This is a genomic window from Siphonobacter curvatus (genome assembly GCF_002943425.1).
In the GTDB taxonomy this organism is placed as follows: Bacteria; Bacteroidota; Bacteroidia; order Cytophagales; family Spirosomataceae; genus Siphonobacter; species Siphonobacter curvatus.
Genome location: NZ_PTRA01000005.1, coordinates 102,051 through 119,702, shown reverse-complemented (window position 1 = coordinate 119,702; position 17,652 = coordinate 102,051). Strand labels below are relative to the sequence as shown.

Annotated in this window: 14 protein-coding genes; 9 read left to right on the top strand and 5 right to left on the bottom strand. The window is 47.4% G+C overall.

Annotated elements, in window-relative coordinates; genetic code table 11:
• The 4 genes from C5O19_RS20625 (at position 1) to C5O19_RS20610 (ending at position 3,833) form a co-directional block, all read left to right on the top strand.
• On the top strand, positions 1–1,461 hold the full coding sequence (locus C5O19_RS20625; protein ID WP_094815875.1) for a RagB/SusD family nutrient uptake outer membrane protein: 1,461 nt from the start codon (positions 1–3) through the stop codon (positions 1,459–1,461).
• Between the two features lie 41 nt (positions 1,462–1,502).
• Entirely contained in the window at positions 1,503–2,117 is a 615-nt protein-coding gene (locus tag C5O19_RS20620) for a hypothetical protein (RefSeq protein WP_104715276.1), read from the top strand.
• Positions 2,118–2,204: 87 nt separating this feature from the next.
• The gene (locus C5O19_RS20615) at positions 2,205–3,326 is read left to right on the top strand and encodes a cytochrome-c peroxidase (protein WP_104715275.1); all 1,122 of its coding nucleotides are present in this window, start codon (positions 2,205–2,207) and stop codon (positions 3,324–3,326) included.
• A gap of 84 nt (positions 3,327–3,410) precedes the next feature.
• Complete coding sequence (locus C5O19_RS20610) at positions 3,411–3,833, top strand: hypothetical protein (protein WP_104715274.1); 423 nt, start codon at positions 3,411–3,413, stop codon at positions 3,831–3,833.
• A gap of 121 nt (positions 3,834–3,954) precedes the next feature.
• On the opposite strand, the gene C5O19_RS20605 is transcribed toward C5O19_RS20610, so the two are convergent.
• Positions 3,955–5,292, bottom strand: a complete 1,338-nt coding sequence (locus tag C5O19_RS20605) for a Gfo/Idh/MocA family oxidoreductase (RefSeq protein WP_104715273.1) — start codon at positions 5,290–5,292, stop codon at positions 3,955–3,957.
• A 255-nt stretch (positions 5,293–5,547) separates the two neighbouring features.
• Here C5O19_RS20605 and C5O19_RS20600 point away from each other — a divergent pair, with 255 nt between their 5' ends.
• The 4 genes from C5O19_RS20600 to C5O19_RS20580 all read left to right on the top strand — a co-directional run bounded on the left by C5O19_RS20600 (position 5,548) and on the right by C5O19_RS20580 (position 10,441).
• Positions 5,548–6,888: an MATE family efflux transporter gene (locus C5O19_RS20600; protein ID WP_104715272.1), complete on the top strand. Its 1,341-nt coding sequence runs from the start codon at positions 5,548–5,550 to the stop codon at positions 6,886–6,888.
• Between the two features lie 236 nt (positions 6,889–7,124).
• The gene (locus C5O19_RS20595) at positions 7,125–8,024 is read left to right on the top strand and encodes a glycerophosphodiester phosphodiesterase family protein (RefSeq protein WP_104715271.1); all 900 of its coding nucleotides are present in this window, start codon (positions 7,125–7,127) and stop codon (positions 8,022–8,024) included.
• Positions 8,025–8,272: 248 nt separating this feature from the next.
• Complete coding sequence (locus tag C5O19_RS20590) at positions 8,273–8,494, top strand: hypothetical protein (RefSeq protein ID WP_104715270.1); 222 nt, start codon at positions 8,273–8,275, stop codon at positions 8,492–8,494.
• Between the two features lie 978 nt (positions 8,495–9,472).
• Complete coding sequence (locus tag C5O19_RS20580; RefSeq protein WP_104715268.1) at positions 9,473–10,441, top strand: DUF4886 domain-containing protein; 969 nt, start codon at positions 9,473–9,475, stop codon at positions 10,439–10,441.
• 155 nt (positions 10,442–10,596) lie between these two features.
• On the opposite strand, the gene C5O19_RS20575 is transcribed toward C5O19_RS20580, so the two are convergent.
• Positions 10,597–11,571, bottom strand: coding sequence for an aldo/keto reductase (locus tag C5O19_RS20575; RefSeq protein WP_104715267.1), 975 nt, complete (start codon positions 11,569–11,571; stop codon positions 10,597–10,599).
• Between the two features lie 498 nt (positions 11,572–12,069).
• Complete coding sequence (locus C5O19_RS20570) at positions 12,070–13,038, bottom strand: glycoside hydrolase family 43 protein (protein ID WP_243406473.1); 969 nt, start codon at positions 13,036–13,038, stop codon at positions 12,070–12,072.
• 611 nt (positions 13,039–13,649) lie between these two features.
• On the opposite strand from C5O19_RS20570, the gene C5O19_RS20565 reads away from it, so the two are divergent.
• The gene (locus C5O19_RS20565; RefSeq protein ID WP_165796081.1) at positions 13,650–14,768 is read left to right on the top strand and encodes a DUF4932 domain-containing protein; all 1,119 of its coding nucleotides are present in this window, start codon (positions 13,650–13,652) and stop codon (positions 14,766–14,768) included.
• A 748-nt stretch (positions 14,769–15,516) separates the two neighbouring features.
• On the opposite strand, the gene C5O19_RS20560 is transcribed toward C5O19_RS20565, so the two are convergent.
• Both C5O19_RS20560 and C5O19_RS20555 read right to left on the bottom strand, forming a co-directional pair.
• Positions 15,517–16,689 carry a low temperature requirement protein A gene (locus C5O19_RS20560; protein WP_104715265.1) on the bottom strand — a complete coding sequence of 391 codons (1,173 nt, stop codon included), beginning with the start codon at positions 16,687–16,689 and terminating at the stop codon, positions 15,517–15,519.
• 19 nt (positions 16,690–16,708) lie between these two features.
• Entirely contained in the window at positions 16,709–17,635 is a 927-nt protein-coding gene (locus C5O19_RS20555; protein WP_104715264.1) for an NDR1/HIN1-like protein, read from the bottom strand.
• Positions 17,636–17,652: the final 17 nt, after the last annotated feature.

Below are 17,652 nucleotides of genomic sequence, written 5' to 3'. Positions count from 1 at the left end.
ATGTTTTCTTTCATACTATCATACAAACGCCTCGTGCGAAAACTGGGAGTCCTGGGCTTGCTGGCGGTATTGGGCAGTTGTCAGGCTTTGCTTGATAAAGAGCCTCAAAATAAAATTTCACTGGAAGAAACCTTTCAGGACATTGAGTCCGCTACGGTAGCCCTGAGCGGAGCCTATCGTTCGCTGTTTGAAAGTAATTACCTGAACGGAAACCGGACGTTTTATCCCGATCTGGCAGGGGGCAATCTCAAGTATTCGGCAACGAACCGGCAGATCCTGGGCGATGTGTACAACTTTACGGCCGATCCCGACGCCGGGAGCATGAACAGTACCTACGCCCAGCTGTACTCAATTCTCAACAACCTGAATAACATTATTACCCGGGCTCCGCAGATACCCAATGGCTCCGAACGTACACGAACACGGCTCGTTGCCGAAGCAATGGCACTGCGGGCAATGATTCATTTCGATCTGGTCCAGTTGTACGCCCAGCCTTATACGTACACAGCAGATGCGTCGCATCCGGGTATCATCCTGAATTTGAAACCCATTTTAGTGACGGAATCGCAGCGTCCCCGATCCAGTGTCGCGGAATGTTACGCAGCAATTCTCTCGGATTTGGAACAATCGCTGGTGCTTTTTGAAAACAGTACGGCGATTTGGAGCTCGGGTAGCACGAAAAACTACATGAACTCCTCGGTAGTGCGGGCCCTGCTGGCCCGGGTGTACCTCCACAAGGCCGATTACCAGCAGGCGTATAACCAGGCCAACGCCGTCATTACCAGTGCGGCCTATCGCCTGTATACGAATCAGAATTACGTGGAATCCTGGTCACAGAAGAATACATCCGAGGCCATTTTCGAAGTCTCTGTTCCGGCCAATTATACGGGTACGAGCCTGGGCAGTTACTTCGATGCGACCACGGCGGGCGTTTCTACTACCTATTTGCAAATGGCCGCCACCAACGACTTATTGCAGCTGTACTCGCCCACCGACGTGCGGGCCAAAGCCCACTTGTACAACACCCTTACCATTGCGGGTAGCGAATATTCTTTCAGTAAAAAGTACGCCCGGGGAGAAGCCAATGCAACGGGTGTAAAAGTCATCCGCTTGTCCGAACTCTACCTGATCCGGGCTGAAGCGTCCGCCCGCCTGGGCCAGTTGAGCCAGGCCTACCAGGATCTGAATACCATCCGGACGCGAGCCGATGCCGAGGCCATACCCTTACAGGGGACCGATCCCGAGGCGGCCTTGAAGCTGATTTGGCTCGAACGCCGTAAAGAGTTGTGTTTTGAAGGCTTCCTACTGCTAGACCTTTCACGAACCCACCAGCCGCTACTTCGACAGGACTGCCAGGGCCTACGGTGTAGTTTGCCGTATCCCTCGCACTTTTATATCCTTCCCCTACCCGCCCGAACGGTGCTGGTCAACCCGCTCATTTCCCAAAATCCGGGGTATTAATTCGTTCATTTCAATCCCTTACTACAAATCCTACATACACCATGAAGTTGTTTCGCTTACTTCCCTTACTGATGGCCGGCCTTTTAGGGTTGCACAGTTGTTCCAAGGATAATTCCATCGAACCCGAAAAACCAGCTGAGGAGCAGGCTTCGAAGGATGTCGTTTCGGTCTTCCATAAAACCGACCAGTATTACCAGCCCTACGTTTATCGTTACGATTCGACCGCAAGAAAATGGACAAACCGGATTGCTTCCCACTTTTCAACAGTTCCGGCCAACGATCCTACCTACATCGGTTTCACCAACCCCAACGTGGTAGACAGCGGCGTTAATCTTTTTGGAATGGTTACCCTGTACGCGACTCAGATTGGTACCAACAACATCAAGGAAGCAAAAATTAACGCTGAAAAAGTCCTGCAATTTTTTCCGGATGCCGTTGGTGCCACGAAGGGTAAAGTCAAAGTACTAACTCAGGACGTAACCATTTCGCGTAAAGACGGTGCTCCTTTCAACATTGGTATTAGCGGAGAGGGTACGTACGATACGCAAACCAAGGTCATGGATCTGGTAGTGAACTTTAACGAAACGGCTATTGGCGGTGCGGCAAAAGTCTCGCATACCTACAAAATCAGCGTGGACGCGCTAAGTCTGAATTAAGTAGCTCTCATACTGCATTAACCGTAGTGATTCTTTATTGCTTCCCGAAGGCTTTTCATAGCTTTCGGGAAGTTCAGCATACTGCTTATGCGATTTTTCTTTCTGCTTTCGGTAACCATTTTCATCGGACTTACGGCCTTCCAGCACGAGTATTCCGTGGATGAACTCCGGCAATTGTACAGCAGTGGAGACGTTTCCCGTTGGCCTAAACCGGAAATCGATTCTTCCGTTCTAGGTACGTTTCAGGAAATCGGGGTACTGGGAAAGGTTAACCATCCGGCTTCCAACCCGTATTCGGAAGCAAAAGCGAAACTGGGCAAGCTACTCTTTTTTGATCCGCGACTTTCACAATCCAAACAGATTGCCTGTGCGTCCTGCCACGACCCGGAGCTGGGCTGGGGCGATGGCCGGCATTTGTCCTTCGGTCACAATCGCCAGAACGGCAAACGTAACGCCATGACTATTCTCAATACGGGGCATTACCAGCGGCTGTTCTGGGATGGCCGGGCGGCGAGTCTGGAAGAGCAGGTGAACTTCCCGGTACAGGACCCGCTGGAAATGGCTCAGAACCTGAAAACCATGCAGCGAAACATTCGCCGGGTAAAAGGGTACCGACCGCATTTCGCCGCCGCCTTTGGCACGGAGGAGGTGACGGTTGAACGCATTCAGCAGGCTATTGCCACGTTTGAACGAACAGTCGTTAGTCCGCCAAGTCGTTTTGATCGTTTTGTTCAGGGAAACGCCCGGCTATTGAGCGACGATGAAGTGCTGGGCTTACATTTATTCCGTACCAAAGCCCGCTGCATCAACTGCCATAACTCACCTTTATTTTCAGACAATCAGTTTCATAACGACGGGCAAACCCTGTACGGCTCTTCGCAACAGGACTTTGGAAAATATCTTCAGACGGGTGATCCAAAGGACGTTGGCAAATTTCGTACGCCTTCGCTGCGGGAGGTAGCTCGTACCGGCCCCTGGATGCACCACGGCAATTTCCCGACGCTCCGGGATGTTATTGAATACTACAACCTGGGCAACCCCTCGCCCATTCAGCGAAGGGTAGTCGTAGACGAACGACTGCGGCCTGTCACCTCACCCCTGCTCCGGAAACTTCATCTTACCAAAACGGAGCAGCTTCAGCTGGAAGCGTTTCTGAAAACGATTTCGGTGCCTTCCCAGAAAATCAATCCTTTTGAACTGCCTCAGTAGCGATCAGATGGTTCGACTGCCCATTTTTTTAGCTCTTCCAACGTATAGGCCGGACAAAGGGTCTTAGACAAAAACGTATAGACGATGAGACTCCTTTGTGTTCTGCTTATTGTTTTAAGTGCTTTACTCATGGGCATGCTCGGCTGCAAAAAAGAGCATGAATTGACGTGCAAGACCGTTAGCGAAGAGGTAGACAACCGTAATGCCTCCGAGCTTTTTCACCGCGATTCCTCACGGGTTTTCACGTTCGAGATGTATTTCAATGACTCTGTATCGATTGCCGTGGGAAGCCGGGTAGCCGCCACTGGACGTTTGGTTTCTGACTTTACCAACGGAATGGCCAGAAGCTTTCTTATTAAAGCACAACCTCGGGAGATCATTATGATTCAAACGACTAGTGACTGTGCTTACTTTCCACTAAAAGACGGCTACAAATACCTGTATTTCAATCGCAATAAGGGGAAATGGAAAGTCACCTACTCGAATGTGGGCCGGGGATATTTTTAACCAAAGTTACGGAAGCATACTTATCGAATGCTACTCGCTCCAAGCCATAGATGATGCGTAATGTTCAGCATCAAAAAAGCAGCCTCTGAAGGGCTGCTTTTTTCGTAGTTAGCTAAAAAAACTAAACGGGTGGTTCCCAGCCTTTTTCGTAAGTGCGGCTCCAGAGCTTCATGGCTTCTTTATCCCGGATATGGCCGTTTTTGGTATCAACTTCGAAGGGTTTATTAACGCGGTAAGAAATGTTCGCTAAGTGGCAGAGCAATACACTTTTGGCTCCTTCATCGATGGGTGAATTTTGTTTGGCTTTTCCGCGAATGGCTTCAAAAAAATTAACCATGTGGCCAGTCGTCATATCACCGCCACCGCCCAGTGCCGTGCCCGCTTCGGAACCCTTGGCTTTGCTGTCTTTCACCAGCTTGCCTTCCCGGCTGAAGAGCTTATAGCCATCCCGATCAACGTATACCGTACCCGTCGAGCCGTAGATTACGGTACCACGGTCAGTACCGTAGGTTTTGTAACCCGACCGGCTTTTCCCGTCCCATTGGATGATTTTGTTGCCCGGAAAACGGAACGACGCTTCCATGGTATCGTACATCTCCCAGCCGTCGTTAGCAAAATGGCGTTTCGCCGCTTCCACGTTCACGTGTTCGGGATAATCCACCTGCAAGGCCCAACGGGCGACGTCCAGCTCGTGCGTGGCATTGTTGCCGCTTTCGGCCGTTCCGTAATTCCAGCCGTACCAGTGCCAGTTGTAATCCCAGGTATCGTGGGTGTATTCGCGACGGGGAGCAGGACCCTGAAACAAATCCCAGTCCAGCCCCGTAGGTACAGGAGCTTTTTTCGGCACTGGTACTTCTCCCCGAGTAGCCACGTAAAAAGCCACGGCTTTGTAGGGCGTACCAATGACTCCATTGTGAATCTGATGGATAATATCGATGGTTTCCGGCGACGAACGCTGTTGATTCCCCATCTGAATCACCTTGCCGTATTTCTTCTGAATGGCCACCAGAATTTCGCCTTCCCGGGGGTTGTGGCTACAGGGTTTCTCCACATACACGTGCTTGCCCGCCTGTACCGCCAGCCAGGTACCCGGAGCATGCCAATGATCGGGTGTAGCGTTGATGAGCACATCGACATCCTTATCGGCAATGACCTTCCGAATGTCATTTTCAAGCTTAGGCTGATAATCGATGTGTTTGGCAAACTGCTTGAGAGCCGACTCCCGCTGCTTCTGCATTACGTCGCAGAGGTATACTAACTCGACGTTACTGTCTTTCTTCCCAATGGGTTCAAAATAGGCTCCCAACCGCCGACCTAATCCGGCAATGGCTACCTGTAGCCGTTCGTTGGAGCCGATGATTTTAGCGTAACTTTTAGCGGACATCCCGACCCCGCCGAGGGTCAGTCCGGCCGTCGTAAGAGCCGTTTTTTTAAGAAACGATCGTCTGGATTTTTCCATAAGGAATTAGAGGCTTTGATACGCCCGTGCCCCATCCGAAGCGGACCTGAGCAGACGGGTAGTTGAATCGCTGAAATTACAGGAATTTGTTAAAAATGACATAGTCTTGCGACAAATCCGGCGATTCTGAAGGTTCAAGTGGCCTAAAATGGTCTTTCTGCGGGAATTGCGTCAGCTAGTTTCGGATTTTTTGCCGACCTGCTCGGGAAGCTTTCGTACCTTTGCGGCTTTCTTAAGTTGCGATACTATTGAGTCATGAAAACGGAAGCCTTCAAAACTATTCGATTAGCTTTACCCATCATTATTGGTGAACTCGCTCAAATGGCCCTGCACATCATTGATACAGCCATGGTGGGGTCCATTAATTACAAACAACTGGCCGCTGTTTCACTGGTATTCAATGCCATGAATATTCCCTTTGTGATCGGTATCGGCATGACCATTTCCGTTTCCCAGATGGTATCCATGGCCCACGGTCAGAACGACGCCCGTCAGGTTTCCCATTACCTGTACAATGGCTTTTGCATCTGTGCCCTAACGGCCCTGCTAATTTCATTTACACTGTTTTTCGGGAAGGACATCCTCTTTCACTTGGGTCAGGACCCGGAAGTAGCCACGCTGGCCGTACCCTTTATGCAGTTGATGGGGATTTCCATTATTCCCATGCTGCTGTTCATGACACTCAAGCAATTCACGGATGGCCTCGAACAAACCCGCACAGCCATGCTGTTTTCGCTGGCGGCCATGCCCATTAACATTTTCATTAACTGGCTGTTGATTTATGGCAACTGGGGCTTTCCGCGACTCGAACTACTGGGAGCCGCCTGGGGTACGCTCATCACCCGTACAGTGATTACCCTAGCATTGGGAGCGGTTATTCTGACCCACCATTCGTATAAAAAGTACATTCAGCTACGGAAAGAGGAATGGTACCTGCGTCGCTCGACGATTCAGGAATTGCTGCACATTGGGGTACCCAGTAGCCTGCAGGTCGGCATGGAGGCGGGAGCCTTCGCCGTTTCGGGCATCATCATCGGTACGATTGGTGCCGTCGCTCAGGCGTCCCACCAGATTGCCCTGAGTTGTGCGTCGGCTACGTTTATGGTCTCGATGGGACTGGCTCAGGCGGGTTCCATCCGGGTCAGCAATGCGTTTGGTCGTTCGGACTGGCCGTTGATAGCTACCATTGGCAAGAGTACGTTACTAACGGCCCTAGCTTACGGCGTTTGCTGTGCCCTGGGTTTTGTACTACTCAAAGACCATTTACCCCATTTCTTCAACAGCAATGCGGAAGTCGTTTCGCTGGCGAGTATGCTACTGCTGTTTGCGGCCATTTTCCAGATTTCTGACGCGACGCAAGCCATTGGAGCGGGCCTCTTACGCGGGATCAAGGACGTTCGAACGCCTACCCTGCTCATTGCCGTGGCGTACTGGGTAGTGGGTATTCCGATGGGCTACTGGTTTGCCTTTCACGGCGGCATGGGAGCTTCGGGCATGTGGCTGGGCTTCATCAGTGGTCTGACGTTTGCCTCCATTTTCCTGATTGCTCGTTTTCTGCGAATGTCCAAACGAAACGCCCCGGTACTGGTCAGCTAGTTTTTTCGGGACACCTTTTTGCACCGTTTGTTTTTTCTGTCTGGAAAAGCAAACGGTGCTTTTTTTTTAACGACGCTTGGTACATGAAGCAATCGTTACGCAAAGCCTTTTTGATTTAATCTAGCCGTAACAGGCTCCCTTGGGAAAGTCTTTACTTTTGGGCCCAATTTTAGCCGCCAACGGACCTTGCCGTTCCCAGGCTCTTTCTTCTCCATTCACTCTATTATTTCCTGACGATGAAACGTCTTTGGTACGCGTTGCTTTTCAGTGGACTGGTACTTCCGCGTGTACAAGCCCAACAAACCCTCGATGTACAGGCCCACCGGGGCGGTATGGGCCTAGTTCCGGAAAACACGGTTACATCCATGATTCATGCGGTACGGCTAGGCTGTCGGACGCTGGAGCTAGATTGCGTTATTTCGGCCGACCAGAAAGTGGTGGTTTCCCACGATCCGTATATGTCGTCTGTTTTCATGAGGAAACCTGATGGTAGCGACATCACAAAAGAAGAAGAAAAGTCCTACGCTCTCTATCAAATGAAGTATGACAGCATCCGGACCTTCGATGCCGGAAGTAAACCCCACCCGAACTTTCCGCTGCAACGGAAGATGAAAACGTATAAGCCACTGCTCTCGGAAGTGATTGATAGCGTGGAAACTTACGTTCGCAAACATCATTTGAAACCGGTTGCGTATAACATTGAAACCAAATGTTCGCCGCAAGGCGACGGAAAGTACAATCCTTCACCGGATGTATTCGTACAACTGCTCATGCAGGTCATCCAGCAAAAAGGCATCGCTACCCGCGTCACCATTCAGTCTTTCGACGTGCGTACCCTTCAGGAACTCCACAAAAAGTACCCTAATCAAAGCTTGTCGTTGCTACTTTATAACCAAGACAGCGTAGCCGATAACCTGGCAAAACTGGGATTCAAGCCACAGTACTACAGTCCGCATTACACCCTGGTCACTCCCGAAAGTGTGAAAGAAGTACACGAAAAGAAGATGCGAATGTTACCCTGGACGGTCGATGATCAAAAAGATATGCAACGTATGGCGTCCTACGGCGTCGACGGCATTATCTCAAACCATCCCGAACGGTTGATCGCGTTATATGGGAGTTATCAGAAGAAATAAGATCCTTTGTTTGGGTCCGTTTTCTGTACCGCCAACCCGGCTGACGAGTAACTCCTACCTATTTTCTTGTAAACCTTCTACACTACGAGTTTTGCTATCGATACGAAGAAGGTACGCCGTCGAATGGGAACAGGCTAGTGATCAGCCGGGCGAGTAGGACAAAAAATGGTTCTACTAATTGAATAAAATAAACCATCGAACGCTTAGCTTAGTGCTACGCCAGGGCTAGCACTAAGCTAAACTCGTTCATGCAGGAATTTATTCATTTTGCTACCATTGCAGACCTGCTCCGGTTTTTTGGGACGGGACCGCATCAGCATCTTTTGGTAGCGGTACTGGATTTTAGTCAGGTACCGCAGCAGCAAAACGTCAAACTTTCGGCTGATTTCTATTCGATAATGTTTAAAACGTACCCCAGTAACCAGATTCGGCATGGCCGCAACCCATTGATTGTCAGGACGTCTACCTGATCAGCATGGGGCCAAATCAGGTTATCGAAATGGATGCGCCGGAGGAGATGTCCGATGATTTTGGGAGGCTGGGGTTTGTACGTACTTCCCTGCATGCACGGACTCCGGTGGAGTTCAGAAATCTGAATTAGACCGCCTGGGTACGACCGGGTTGCCACAATTTTGCAATGATAAGATTGGTATTACTAGCACTATTTTTCCTTTTACACCTGAAGAGTTCCGGGCAGGATAAAGATGTAACGATTTCCTTCGAAACGCCTATTCAGGCAAGGCTTTACCCCTACGAGGGACAAAAATCGGTATCCGCCTTCATTATGAAGGGTATTTTCAGTACAGAAGAAACTTCGGCTCAGTGTGAAACGATGTATGGGGAGTTCAAATTCAGGGTAAATCAAAAGGGGCAAGTTGATAGCTTACTCGTGCTTGGCAATCTTAGGCCTTATACCATTAACAAAATCAGCAGAAATATACGCGAAACCTCAGGTCGTTGGAAGGGATGGGATCCGCATACTTTCCAGGCTTATCGATGGTTTACCTTTCCTTTCTATTCGTTTACAATAACGAGCGAAGCGGCTTGCGAAAAAGCTCGGCCCTCTCACGAAAATTTCAAACGTAGTTTAAGTTTACTTCAGCAATTACCGTATACCGATCAGGGTTTGTTAAAGATAACGGACGGCTATTTAATCCAACCGGGCTACACCTATCCATTGGATAGAAGATAAGGATCATCTATCTTCTTTGTAACCTCGGCCTGCTGCGATTACTTGATTGTTATTGGGATTCCCTTAGAAGTACAGCTAGTCTGAACAGTCTATTTTCAAACGGCGAAAAGCGTCGTGTACAAATAATCTGCTTTTTTAGAATAGTATCTATGCGGCTTAGCTGTCTTATCTTCGCAGCTGGGCATGGGTTAGGGAGTTCCTTTGGGGAATCAAAGACGCCTTAGCCATCCATTCGTAAACCTATTCTTGAAACAAAATGCGTGCACGTAAACATCCGCTTGATTACTCCTTCCCCAGAGCTAGTTATCTGGTTCTGCTATTCCTACTCGTACACATTGCTTCTGGCCAATCCAGCTCTAAAAAGGCAGATCGCCACGCCTTACGGTTGTTTATGATTGGGAACAGCTTCTCCCAGAATGCTTCTAAATACTTACCTGAACTCAGTCAGGAAGCCGGACATACGTTGATTATTGGACGAGCCGAACTCGGTGGCTGCTCACTGGAACGGCACTGGGATCACGCCCAGGCGGCCGAACGAAACCCGGAAGATCCCAAAGGTAAACCCTACCACGGCAAATCCCTGAAAATGTTACTTGCCGAAGGCACGTGGGACGTGATTACGCTGCAACAGGCCTCCATTCTCTCGGGAAACCTGGAAACGTACCAGCCCTATGCCCGGCAACTCTACGAATACGTGAAAAAGTTACAGCCCCAGGCCAAAATTGTCCTTCACCAGACCTGGGCTTACCGCGTAGATTCCAAAGACTTTACGCAGATTGGCAAGGAGCATTCCGCCCGCACTGCTCAAGAGATGTGGGAAAAATCCAGAGCCGCCTACCACGCCACAGCCAAAGAGTTAGGCATTTCCCTAATTCCCAATGGCGATGCCTTTTGGGCCATTAGCTCCGATCCGCAATGGGGATACCAGAAAGATACCGAATTCAATTTCGATCATCCCAAGCCCCCCGCCCTACCTAAACAAAATCATTCCCTGCACGTTGGCTACTTCTGGAAGCAGAACGAGTTAGGCTTTGATTCCCACCACGCCAACGCCGCGGGCTGTTATTTAGGCTCCTTAGTCTGGTACAGCTTTCTTTTTCAGGAATCACCGCTAAAGCTTTCCTTCCACCCTCAGGAGGTCGATACGGATTTTGCTGAGCAGTTAAAAAAGACGGCCTGGAAAACTGTTTCCAGCCCAAAGAAAAAGCAGCCTGTTTTGAAATAAAATCAATTTCTGCAAAACCAGTACTTGAATAAGCTGTCCTACAGACACTCCCACGAAAAAAGTCTGGTTACCTGCGTACTAATCTTACTAGGGCAAGGATTCCAGGCCTGCGACTTCACGCGATCGCGAAGCCAGGATCCTTGCCTTTTTAGTAGTTAATGACCCTTGATGGAATGGGGCTGGTAGTCTTCTTCCAACCGCTGAATTTCCTCGGCAGTCAACTGCACCGAGACCGCAGCCACCGCGTCTTCCAGATGACCCGGTTTACTGGCTCCCACAATCGGAGCGGTAATGACAGGTTTGCTAAGCATCCAGGCCAGCGCTATCTGGGCATTGGGCAGGCCCCGTTGCTGGGCTACTTCAGTAACCCGATCAGCAATGCTAAAGTCCGCTTCGGTGTAAAGGCTCTTGCCAAAGGCATCGGTACGGACTCGTTCGGTTTCGTTACGCTCCTTGCTGCGTCCGCCCGACAACAGACCGCGTGCCAGGGGAGACCAGGGAATTACGCCGATTTGCTGATCGGCACAAAAGGGTAACATTTCCCGTTCTTCTTCCCGGTACACCAGGTTGTAATGCGGCTGCATGGATACAAACCGGGTCCAGCCGTGCAGATCGGCCGTATACTGGGCTTTGGCAAATTGCCAGGCATACATCGAAGAGGCTCCGATGTATAGGGCTTTACCGGCTTTAACGACGTCGTGCAGGGCTTCCATCGTTTCTTCAATAGGGGTTTGATCATCCCAACGATGAATCTGGTACAGATCCACGTAGTCCGTGCCCAGACGCTGTAAACTGGCGTCAATGGCGGCTATGATGTGTTTACGCGACAGGCCACGCTCATTGTGTCCGGGGCCCATGGGGTTGTATACTTTGGTAGCCAAGACAATTTCTTCGCGGCGGGCCAATGCTTTCAGTGCCCGGCCCACCACTTCTTCACTTTTGCCGTTGGAGTAGACATCAGCGGTGTCAAAAAAGTTGATCCCCAGCTCCAGAGCTTTTTGGATAAAAGGGCGACTTTGCTCTTCGTTTAAGGCCCAGGGCCAGCGTTCCGTGGGCGTACCGTAGGTCATGGTTCCCAAACAGATCCGGGAAACCACCAAACCCGATTTACCTAAGCGAATGTATTCCATACGTGTGTAACGTTAGTTTGAATACGTCACTTCTCAAAAAAGAATGGCCAGTTGGGAATAAAGAAAACGGTTTCTTGGATCAATAGGGCGAACGGTTCTCAGGGCTTGCTACAAATACCCTTTAGGCTCCTGTACGCAAGGAAAAGTTAGTAGTTATGGAAGACGCTCCTGCTCTACTGCATTTCATTGCTTTTCCTAAACTGAACTACCTCCTGAAAGTAGGGCATGGTGTAAACATTAAACTCCAGGTAACTTTCATGACCAGCCCCTTACACTCATATAGAACTTGGGGTTATAGGTACGGTTGGTAAAAAGTAAAGTGGCCTTTGGGAGCTACATAGTCCCGCATTCAGCCTGAAAATGACCTGTGGTGAAAAGCGACGATTGTTCCATGCACATACTTTTGCCATTTCCGAATCCAAGTACCAACGGATAAATAGAATCGGTATAAGAGCTTTCCACTAGCGTATGTAGCTTCCAGCTCCTCAACAACACACCTTATTTTTCGGCCATTACTGGGACAATGACTGCATCTCCTTTTACGCTAAACTGGTAAATACCAGCTTTTTTATCCCATTGTTTGACGACGGGTACGATCCGCGTCCGGCGGGGGCCCACTTTCTCGGATGAGTTGTGAATGTGGTACACGTAATATAATTGCTTGTCGATTCCTTCAAACAGGTCACCATGGCCGGAGCCATTTTCGCCAACGATCGAACGATGAATGATCGGGTTGTTTTTATACTTTATCCAAGGCCCGTAAGGCGAATCGGCCACCGCATAGCCAATCGCATAGTCGATATTCTGAAAATGGTTAGCTGAATAAAACAGGTAATATTTATTGCTCAATTTTATCACCGTAGGTCCTTCCATGATGGGTGCTGATTGATAATTAGGCGTTGCCTCCCAGGGCTCGGTCTGGTTAAAACATCGTTTCAGGGTTTCGGCCTTTATGGTTCCGGTTTTCAGGTCAAACTCGGCGACATACAGATAATTGCCTTTATCAAAGCGTACACTGTAGAGGTAGTATTTCCCATCGGTATCCTTGAAAATATAGGAATCGATATTTTTCTCAGAGCCATCGATCGGCCTCACTTCTTTTTGTCGGTAAGGACCCAATAACGATTTTGACTGGGCCAATACGGTTTGTTCATCAGCGGTATAAGTCAGATAATACGTGCCCTTCTCGCTGAATATTTGGGGTGCCCAAAAGCCTTTCGTGCCGAACGTGTGGTCGCCTTTGGTCAGGATCATACCCAGCGAATCGGTTGCCATTGCTGGCACCGCCCATGTTTTCAGGTCCTTTGACTCCAAAAAAGCAAACCCCTGCGGCCCCCTACCGCCTGCTTGTGAACCCGTTAGGTAATACTTGCCTTTCTCAACATATATCGTTACATCGGCAAAAAAAATCTCCTTTCTTGCCTGTGCATAGGACTGCAGGGCGGCCAACGAAAGGATCCAATACATTAGAATTACTTTCATTTTTTGGATTACAGCTTCGTATAAATCATTGCTACTCAATTCGCTCTCGGAAAAAGTACACATTTACGTGCTTACACTGGAGTGCCGAGCTATAGCGTATCGGTAGGAAAAGGCAAATGAACTGATTATTGAGAGGATGTGCAACGACCTTATAAAGGCCGACCGTTCTCAAGAAGCTTCTCTACCTAAGCGAACCAACTGCGAGAATGGGCAGATTTCTTCAAGTTATTTTTTAAAATGTTCTATACAGACAAAATGTTTATGTGCGTAACCCGCATTGACTAATGATCTATTGATCGCTTCATTTTCAAGTTGAATGCCCTCTAAACGGACCCACCGTTAATATAAAAATAGTATTAGATTTCATTGCTCAAAACAAAAATATCAACACTATCAAGCCATGTTCATTTGATGTAATTCCATTGTTTTTGCGAGTGTTTTTTGTAAATTAGCAGGATCAAAAGGTCTTACACTATGCCTATTAAACTGAACAGTTTTTCTTCGGTTTTCATTCGTTAGCTATGCTTCTTACTGCATCCTTCGCTATCTTGGCAAAGACTTTCATACTTAAGAAAACAATAAATTTCATTAAAATAATGAAAAAAATCTTCTTATTAACAGTATTGCTATTAACTTCTATTTTTTCAAAAGCACAATACAAAGTTGATTTTACAGAAAAGTTTAAAAAAGAAAATCAGGGAAAATATAAAATCGAAATTAATGAAGTAAAGGAGCTGGTTCATATCATGATTGCCATTACCCCATCAGGTATAGAAAATGACGATATGATTGAACAGAAAGGAAAATACTATCAAGATGTTATTGCTCATTTTAAGCCTTATAAAAATGAACCGATCATCAAAACCTTTGATTCCCTTATGGTCGCTTCGGCTTACAATTATATTTTTCTTACCGGCAACGGCATTTCCTACGATTTTAAAGGAAATAAATTAGTTAAAAACAAAATTTTCGATTTCCCGGCGACTGCTGTTTCAAAGAGTAAAATCACCGAAAACCCGATCACTACTTACAAAACGTCAATTGAAGACTTCGCCAGGAAATCGAAGTTCAGAGAATTTTATAAGAGCCACAAGCCCTATTACGCAGAGATTGTTTCCAATTATGAAAAAAATGCAAATCTTGGTAAACAATGGAAGTGGTTGGAAAAAAATTTTAAAACAGTACAGAACAGTTACGCCATTTTTTGCTCACCGCTAATCAACAGCTTGAATTATACGGGTGATTTTGTAAACAACAATTTCAAGCTCATTTATATGGTTTTGCCGCCGCTCGATAAGTTGGAAAAACTTTCGGAACGTGAAAATGAATTGTTTAACACCAGAGTAATGTTTACCGAAATTGATCACAATTATGTTAAGAAACCAACGATCGCAAACCAGGAAACGATCAATCAGTATTTTAAAGACCGGAAAGCGTGGACAAATGAAGGCATAGAAGGTATTTCGGCGTATCCGAATCCTATAAAAGTCTTTGATGAATACATGACCTTTGGTGTTTTTGTATTGTATTGCAAAGACAATTACGATACTAAAGATTTTCTTTCAGCGAAAGAAAATGTTATTCTTTTGATGAAAGAAAGAGGTTTTCCTAAGATGCAGGAATTCACTGAAAAATTATTGAAAGTTCGTTCTGAAAATCCTGATAAAAAAATTGATGATATTTATCCTGAATTTTTGAAACTGTTTCAAAATTAAAACTGGATATAATATTGTACTGTTGCGTTTAAAATGAAAATTTATAACCGATACATACCTCGTCGCCAAATCAAAAAGATGGAAAAGCAGGACATCATTGAAGCTAACATTGACGTAGTTGATTAGGCTTTGGTAAGTCAGTGAGCAGATTCACTTCATTGATGCTGCGAAGAAGCCTTTTTATTCAGCCCTTGCCGTTCAGTAGTACTAGTAGGTGGATAATGGCGAAACTACTTTTATTTTAATTGTTCAGTCAGTAGCAGGAAGGGCTAAGAATGATACTTGTGCTGCAACTACTCGTTGAAACACTCTTTCATTCTTGCCATTCGGGTGCTTCGTTCTAACAACCCTCCCTCCTTTCTTTCCCGGATTGCCTCCTGCGTTCTAGTGACCCAATACTTGGTTACATTCTCTTTAGCCTCGGCCTACACTTCTTCTATAAACAACCGTAATCCTTGATTATAAGCATCAAAGGCAGCCTTGTAATCGCCATTATTTTTCTCCAGGACATCCGCCAGAGCTCCGCCGCCGATCATGGCTAGCGATCCCCCTTTTCCCGCCGCTGGCGAAGCACAATACGTCGCATTTTTGACCGTGAATCGTTCAGTAACCTCTCACAACCTAATTCATGGGCCATTGGAGTTACAGGAATAGCGGTTGATTTTCTCGGCATGGCTAAAAATTTGATCTTATTTCTTTGACAAAAAGCCGGCTCTAATCACCGGCTTTTTTGTTAAACGCTGTCTGTTTACCCAATTTGCAAGGGCTGCTTCGAATCATCTTCCGTATCACTCAGATCATCGGGTACTGGTTCGCCCTGATCTTTAATGATACGATACGCTAACAACAAATACAGACCATAAATCCCGGTTATTGCTACCAACGTTTCCCAACCCAGCTGAATCAGGTAGGCTGTACTCCACATGATGGCCACCGTAATCCCGGTCAGCCATACATACGGACGGCGACGAGCGGCGTTTATCTTTTTCAGGCTCATCCAGCTCATAGCGGCCAGATACAGCGTCATTCCCCAAACCAGCATCCACCAGGATGTATCGTTATCATCAATAGCGGCCGTCACCCCGATCGCCATCGTACCCGTACCCAAATAGAGCGGCAGATGCCCGAAAGAATACCGTAACCCATTGCCTTTAAGACGACCATTAAGAAATTCTTCCTGATGGAAGAAATACCACCACCAGAGCAAAATCACCAGTACTAATCCGCAGCCCGCCGCAATGAGTCGGTACGGATGCCAAAGTCCCTCGCTTAGTGAAGTGGATAACCCCATCACATTCTGCTCGACTACGATGAGCGTAAACATGCCCAGTCGTTGGGGGAAATGTTGTTCGGTAGGGGCAATCTTCTCCAGCGATTTCCGGGCTAACCAGGGCGTGGCCAATTCAATAGCTATACTGATCACCTGCCAGACGTGATTTTGGGTAGTCCCCCCGACAATCCAGAAAACCAGACCCAAACTATAGCCTATCAGCAAGTAACGGGCGGGCTTTCGGGCCTCTTCATCTACCCAAATGGTATATACGTACAACCCCAGCAAGAGGATACGGGCTGCCGCGTAAAACCAGGTAAATCCCGCCACGTCTCCCTCTAGCGTATCGGGAGCCTTCACGGAAAGTAAAATGATAGGAATCAGACTCAGTAAAAGCAGAGCCTGCTGGAAGCGGGCATTTCGATCAAACCGATCAAAGTACAACGAAAAACCCGTCCATAGCCACCAGGCCGGAATGAAGAGACTGCAAAAATGCAGGTACTCCTTCGCGTAGACGGCTCCCGTAAATACATCGGCCAGTTGACCAATGACGGTACCGATCACTAAGTCATAAAAAGGTTCAATCCAGCGATCAGCAATGGTTTGCCCCCGTTCGTCATTCCCTCGGGCTAAGTCGTTCTTTTGCTTCAAACGTGTGGGTCATGAAAGGTTAATCTTTCTTTGGTTTTACTTCAACCGTCTTTTTAAGGCCTTCGATATCTTCCAGATTGCCACGTATAACGGTTTTCATTTGGCTATTCTTTAACATATCGTTAGTGGATGCCATTTTACAGTCCAGGTGCAGGGCATACGGAAAATCCTTACCTTTGAACAACATTTGCACGCTGGCTTTCAACATCTTTCCTACCGTCAGTTGTACCGGAATCGTATATACTTTGTTACTTCGGGCGGGTACTATAGTAACCCCCGACGATTGCCCCCGAATCGTGTTGCCTTCCTTACCGAGATCAACGGAATAAGTCATGTCTTTGAAGCTAATGTCAAAGTCATTTTTATTGATGAATCGAATCTGAAGATCAAGATCCGTGTTTTTCAAACGAAATTTTTCCACATCATAACCCACCAACTGAATTTCCGGGAGGTGAAATAAGGGCAACCGTTTCTCGGCTTCCAGCCGCAATGTATCCTTACCTAGGAAGGGTTTAGCCAGATGAAATAGTGCAGCAATTTGATAGGTTGCACTATCCTGCCCGCGGGCTTCTCCTTTTTTGGCGATGGATGAAAACGCATCCAGCTTAATTTGTGTGGGGACGGTTACGACACTACTATCCTGAGCTTTAAGCTCAATGGGCTTGGCATAGTCACTTTCCGCGATTTTTACACCATCTACGCGTACCGTATAGGCAAAATCCTGAATGCTGAGTCCAAGCGGAAGTGGATTGTCGATTAGCACTTTCAGGTTTACATCCATTTTCGAATCCGTAATGGAATGAATTTCGGCAATACTTACCCCCACCCGGGGTTTAAGACCCGACACGGGATTTGCATTTTTTTCTGCGTACCGTTGATAGAAAAACCAACCAGCCAGTCCAACTAAGGCTAGCAACAGAATCCAGAGGAACGCTTTATTTTTCATGGCTTAAATGGGCAATT